Raw genomic sequence first — 6,152 nt, forward strand, 5'->3', positions numbered from 1 at the left:
GGATATTATGTCAGACGATGAAAAATTTGATGCCATAATTATCGGTGCCGGCCCGGCCGGCACCGCCTGCGCCTACGTTCTGGCGAAAAACGGAAAAAGTGTTTTGCTGGTAGAACGGGGCGTAAGCGCAGGCAGTAAAAATGTTACCGGCGGACGCTTATACACCTATGCGCTGGAACTGGTTGAACCCGGCCTGTACAGGCACGCGCCGCTGGAAAGAATTGTGGTACGCGAGCAAATTATGATGCTGGGAGAAAATAGCGCAACAACTATCGATTATGTGAATTATGATTTCGGGCAAAATGTTCCCCAATCTTATTCTGTGCTGCGGGCGCCTTTCGACGAGTGGTTTGCCGCGCAGGCCGAAGCCCGGGGAGCCATGCTGGCGCCGGGAGTTCTTGTTGATGAGCTGATTGAAGCTGACGGTAAAATTGTCGGGATAAAGGCCGGTGAGGATGAAATTTATGCGACGGTAGTCGTTGCCGCCGACGGAGTAAATTCCTTTATCGCACAAAAGGCCGGGCTGCGACGGGATATTGACGCCCATACCGTCGGTGTGGGCGTCAAAGAGGTCATTGAATTGCCGGCAAACGTCATTGAAGACCGCTTCCAGGTAACCGGCGGCGAAGGTGCGGCCCGGGTGCTCATCGGCTGTTCGGACAATGTCCTCGGAGGCGGCTTTCTTTACACCAACAAAGAGAGCATTTCGCTGGGGCTTGTGCTGAATCCGGCCGACCTGACCGGTCAGGGCAAACAAATTCACGAGATTATGCAGGAACTGAAAATGCATCCGGCCATTTATCCGCTGATTAAAGATGGCACAACCGTCGAATATGGTGCGCACCTTGTACCGGAGGTCGGTTATCATGCCATGCCTGAAAAACTATACCGGGACGGTTTGCTGCTGGTTGGCGATGCCGCCGGTATGGTTGTCAATACCGGCACCATCATCCGCGGTATTGACCTGGCCATTGTGAGCGGTGTGGCGGCGGCGCAGGCAATTCTTAAAAATGAAAACAGCAGCAATGTCGGGCCGGCCTACCGTAAAGAACTGGAAAACCTGGAACTGCTGGCAACCATGAAGCTTTATGCGAAATTTCATGAACTTATGAGCAACCGGCGGATGGTAGCCACCTACCCGGCCATGGCTAATGACATGCTGCAGGTTTTGTTTGCGGTGGACGGCAGGCTGCCTGAACGGATGGACAAGGCTATGCTGAAAGTATTGAAAAAGCATGTTACCTTCGGCCAATTGCTTGCCGATGGTTGGAAGGGGTTTAAAGCGGTATGACAGTAAAAAAACTTTCGCCGGAGGAACTGCTGGGACTGAATAAATTTGCCGTTGATGAGGAAGAACCCCATATTGTTCTTGATAAGTCCATTTGCGCAGGCTGCAAAGAAAAACCCTGTCTGGTTGTTTGTCCGGCGGTGCTATATACCCTGAAAGACGGTGAAGTCAACTTTGACTATGCCGGCTGTCTGGAATGCGGAACCTGCCGGGTGGTTTGCAAAAACAAGGGAATTATCAAGTGGAACTATCCCAGAGGTACGTTTGGTGTCACTTTCCGCTACGGATAACCGGACATAGTTGCAGGGCGCAGGCAATATTCGGCCTCTGATTAGTTGGATTGTTCTGAAATGTCAGAAGAAAAGGGTTGACAAAGGATAGAAGCTGCAGTACTATTTATATAGATGTATATACATTATAACAAATAGTTGATTATTAAAGGGAGGCATGGCAGTGGGAAATGGGCAAAAGTTTTATGGTTGGAAGCTGGTTGGGGTCTTATGGACTTTATACTTGCTCAATATGGGGTTTCCTTTGTACGGCGGCGCAGTTATTAATTCCTTCATGCTGAAGGAAATCCCGATGGATCGCGCTACTTACGGGTTAGGCTTTTCATTGCTGAATTTATTTGTGGGCACGTCAGCCATTCTGGTTGGTATGTCAATTACTAAGTGGGGAGTTCGCAAGACCTTTGTTATTGGCTCCGGCTTGCTGGCTGTCGGTACAATATGGTTGTCGCAGGTCGCCTCACAACCCTGGCATTATTTAGTGGGTTTTGGTTTTTTAGTAGGCTGCGGCCTTGGTTTTAGCACCATTGTGACTTTATCAACAACCGTTACGCGCTGGTTTGTTAAATTCCGGGGCAGAGCCATGGCCCTGGCCATGACGGCTTCGGGTTTTGCCGGTTTTATTGGCGCGCCGGCCATAAATCAACTGATTTCGGCTACCGGCGGCAACTGGCGGCTGGCTTGGCTGGTGGTGACCGGGATTGCTGTTACCAGCGCGGTGATAGCCTGGCTGTTTGTAAAAGAACGTCCTCAGGATATCGGACAGATTCCTGATGGAGAGGAGGCGGAAGCTACGGCAGCAGCGGCGCCGGTAAACAGCGCGCTGGTGACGAAATATGCCTGGCAGCCGGCGGAGGTATACAAATCGGTTACCTACTGGCTGACCGTGCTGGCCGCGGCTGCCAGCCAATGGCCGTTTTTCTTCTTTACCGCACACTGGATTATGCATTTGAAAGGCAAAGGCATTTCGCCTGCCGATGCAGCGTTTGCCATGGGGATGTTCACCATGGGCGGGATTTTTGGGCGGCTGATCAGCGGCTGGCTTATGGATAGAATTGCGGCCCGCTATGTGTTCATGCTGGGAATTTGCTGCTACTTCGTCGGCTCGTATCTCGCCGTGCAGGCGGCTCCCGGCGCGCTGACGGCAGCCTATGCGGCAGCTATATTGTATGGCGCCGGCTTTGGCTGGTCTTTTGTGGCACAAAACACGATGCTGGGCCATTTCTTCGGCTCGGCAGCCTTCCCGAAAGTTAACGGCATGCTGCAGGCAATCTCGGCCATAATTGTTTCAGCTGCCGGTGTGGTTGGCGGAAAATTATTTGATGCTTTTCAAAGTTATACCCCGGCATTTCAACTGAATGCGGCTATCTGCCTGGTGGGGATTATTTGCCTGATTTTTACCACCATGCCTAAGGCGCCGTCTGCTAAATGCTCGGACGACACAGCAAAAGTTTAATTTATATGCGATTCATAAAAAAATAAAGACAGGGAGAGATTTTCATGAAGAAAACGAGAGCATTGAAAAGGTGGATGACAATTGTACCACTTGTCCTGATGTCGGTGACTATGGCCGGGCTGCCGGCGCTTTCCACTCCGGTGCAGGCTGCTGTTTCCCAATCCTTTAGTGATGTCCCTGCCAATCACTGGGCCTATGACGCGGTGGATAAGTTAGCCAGAGCCGGACTTGTTGACGGTTATGCCGACCATACTTTCCAGGGTGGCAGGACGTTGACCCGTTATGAATTCGCGATTGTTGTGGCGAAGGCCATGGATAATTTTGACGGCGCCAGTGAGGCCAACAAGGAGCTTATTGATAAGCTTTCCGCCGAATTTGCCGGTGAACTCAACCGTTTGGGTGCCAGGGTGGCAAAAGTGGAAACCAAGACCAATACCTGGATCGGCGGCGAAACCCGCTTCCGGGTGGTGGGCAATGATCCTAGCATAGGCAACAAGCTGTCCGGTTCGGATACGTTTGAATTTAGGCAGCGGATTAAATTCTGGGGCAATGTCAATGATAATATGACTTTCTTTGGGCGTATCGCCACTACCGGCGGCAATAAATTCGGCAATGCCGAGTATGCTTCCGGCTCGGAAATCGCGCTTGATCAAATGACAGTGACCGCCAAGGATACGCTTGGGTTTGATTCCATCCGCGTCGGCCGCAGCGCGTTGGATTTTATCACCACCGGCCTGATTGGTAAGCCGATGAATGTGGACGGCATTTTGCTGACCAACAGCTGGGATAAGCTCAGCTTTAAAGGATGGACCGGCAATATTAAAACCAACAAATGGGATGCGGCTAATGCCAGATATGGCGATAATGACTCCTACCAGTTCACCACCGGCCAGTTAGGCTATAAACTTTCTAAAAACTTTACGCTCTATGGCGGCTACTACTGGGCGGATGTTCCGGGAAGCAGCGACCCGAGTGGCAAAGGCTTACTTAATACCAATCGCGGTTCTTTTGACAGTTCCCAAGGCTGGACAAGCTCTGTAGTTTATAAAATGGGCAAATACACGCTGCTGGGCGACTATGTGGGCAGCAAACTGGACAGAGCGGTCGATTTACCTAATAATCCTAAAGGCTGGGCTGTCCAGTTTAGTAACAGTCAGGCGCCACCGGCCATGTATCAGGCAGTCGGTCTGGTCAATCCGGCCAAAAAAGGCACAGATGCCTGGATGGTTTCTTACCGCAGTGTGGATGCGGGCGCTCTGCCGTCCGGTGCGGGCGGTTTTGACACTACCTCGGTAGCTAACCCCGGCCAGCCTTACAATGTGTTTACCCACAGCACCGACAATGTTAATGCCTGGTTCCTGGCCTATCAAAAGGTTGTCGCCAAAAACGTGGTATTGTCTCTCGAATATCAGGATTACAAAATTAAGGATAGAGGCTTAACCTCCCTGACCAAGGACAGACTGGATAAAACCTACATGACGAAACTCGAATTCTTCTATTAAAATGCAATAAAGCCTGGCAAAGTGCAGCCGGGCCGGTTTAAGGGCCCCGACTTGTTCGGGGTCGTCTTCTGCCTCTATCACTAACGCTCAAAGGAGGTTTTAGAAATTTTGAAGAGCTTTACCGTTTCTGAGGTAATTGATTCTTTGGGGGTCAACAAGTTTACCTGGTCCGTATTTTTCTTTCTCGGCATGGCAATGGTCTTCGATGGTTATGATTACATGGTCGTATCCTACACTATGCCGCAAATATCTGCTGAATGGGGCTTAGACAAGATACAAACCGGTAGTCTGTCTTCCTGGAGTCTCTTCGGGTTGATCATTGGTGGAGCGCTGGCTGGTATCATCTCTGACAAAATTGGCAGAAGGAAAACTTTGATATACTCAATCGCCGCATATTCACTTTTGACCATTCCAATCTACTTTGTCCAGAGCTTTGAGTGGTTTGCGTTTTTCCGTGTGTTGACTGGAGTGGGATTAGGCGCTTGTATCCCTGTTGTTACTACAATATTTTCTGAAACTACACCGACCAATCGTCGGGCTTTGTTTATTACATTTGGTATGGCGTGGATGATTGTTGGTTGGGTGCTGGGCGGGCTTATACCCACCCTGCTTGTTCCCCTGTACGGATGGAGAATATGTTATCTGATAGGAGGGCTACCTTTTTTATATGCCATTTTCCTGCATTTCAGGATGCATGAAACTGCTCACTGGCTGGCCAATAATGGACAGAAGCTAGAAGCTGTAAAAGTTCTCCAGCATATTGAAAAAACTGCCGCAGGAAGAGTTACTGAGTGGGATCCTAATGCCTTAATAGTTCCGCCAAAGTCCAAGATTGTTGGCCCTAAAGCCCTTTTTTCCAAAGATTATAGAGTGGCAACTGCCGGTGTCTGGATCACCTATTTCTGCGGTTGCTTCATCGTTTATGGCATCAATGCTTGGCTGCCTTCTCTAATGCTGGAGAAAGGTTTAAAGCTATCGTCTGCCTATGGGTTGGCAATCGCCAATAATGCTGCGGCAGTAATCGCTAATTGTTCGACTGGCTTTGTCGCTGAAATAGTTGGTCGCAGAAAAAATCTCATTTTTAGCTATTTTATTGGTGGTGCTTCTATTCTTATTATGACCTTCGTTCCCAGTAATTTTGCTGCCATCCTGGCAGCCAATATTTTTATGGGTTTTGCTATTAACTATGCGATTACCGCTGTTCAACCTCTGATGGCAGAGAGTTACCCGACCGAATTTAGGAATACAGGGGTATCCTGGTGTCAGGCATTTGGTCGGCTTGGGGGGGCTTTGGCGCCTATTGTTGCCGGAATAATAATGACAATGAACCTAGGACCTCAGATGTCGTTTCTATTTTACATTATTCCGGCAGTTATTGGTGGGTTAGCAGCCTATGTTTTTGTTAAAAGAGAGACTAAGGGGAAATCCCTTGATCAACTAGCTCAGGAACACGTTAGTATTATACTATAAGAATAACAGGGCATATGAGCAAGGATTATCCGTTAGTTTTTTGCAAGGTACAACTTGCTATTTAGTTAGAGTGGGACAAGGGACCTGTCAGACTGTGTGAAAAGTGCATTTAAAAATTATATGAAATTACAAATATGTTAAAATATAGT

5 protein-coding genes are annotated in these 6,152 nt (G+C 49.1%); all 5 read left to right on the top strand.

All coding sequences use genetic code 11. From position 1 onward, the window contains the following. Positions 1-7 precede the first annotated feature (7 nt). The 5 genes from GT1_RS18585 (at position 8) to GT1_RS18605 (ending at position 6,003) form a co-directional block, all read left to right on the top strand. On the top strand, positions 8-1,291 hold the full coding sequence (locus GT1_RS18585) for an FAD-dependent oxidoreductase (protein ID WP_188399965.1): 1,284 nt from the start codon (positions 8-10) through the stop codon (positions 1,289-1,291). Next, a complete protein-coding gene (locus GT1_RS18590) occupies positions 1,288-1,578 on the top strand; it encodes a ferredoxin family protein (protein ID WP_188399966.1) in 291 nt (96 codons plus the stop codon). The genes GT1_RS18585 and GT1_RS18590 overlap by 4 nt, the downstream gene beginning before the upstream one ends. Before the next feature lie 163 nt (positions 1,579-1,741). Further along, on the top strand, positions 1,742-3,031 hold the full coding sequence (locus GT1_RS18595; protein WP_188399967.1) for an MFS transporter: 1,290 nt from the start codon (positions 1,742-1,744) through the stop codon (positions 3,029-3,031). Positions 3,032-3,075: 44 nt separating this feature from the next. Continuing rightward, the gene (locus tag GT1_RS18600; RefSeq protein ID WP_188399968.1) at positions 3,076-4,533 is read left to right on the top strand and encodes an S-layer homology domain-containing protein; all 1,458 of its coding nucleotides are present in this window, start codon (positions 3,076-3,078) and stop codon (positions 4,531-4,533) included. 108 nt (positions 4,534-4,641) lie between these two features. Next, positions 4,642-6,003 (top strand): MFS transporter, encoded by a 1,362-nt coding sequence (locus GT1_RS18605; protein ID WP_188399969.1) that lies wholly within the window; start codon positions 4,642-4,644, stop codon positions 6,001-6,003. The last annotated feature ends 149 nt before the right edge of the window (positions 6,004-6,152 follow it).

The organism is Sporomusa sp. GT1 (genome assembly GCF_014634905.1).
GTDB classification, from domain to species: Bacteria; Bacillota; Negativicutes; order Sporomusales; family Sporomusaceae; genus Sporomusa; species Sporomusa sphaeroides.

What these genes read in the sequence shown, in the direction of transcription:
- GT1_RS18600 (WP_188399968.1), top strand. Translation starts at nt 3,076, where the DNA reads ATGAAGAAAACGAGAGCATTGAAAAGGTGGATGACAATTGTACCACTT.
- GT1_RS18585 (WP_188399965.1), top strand. Translation starts at nt 8, where the DNA reads ATGTCAGACGATGAAAAATTTGATGCCATAATTATCGGTGCCGGCCCG.
- GT1_RS18590 (WP_188399966.1), top strand. Translation starts at nt 1,288, where the DNA reads ATGACAGTAAAAAAACTTTCGCCGGAGGAACTGCTGGGACTGAATAAA.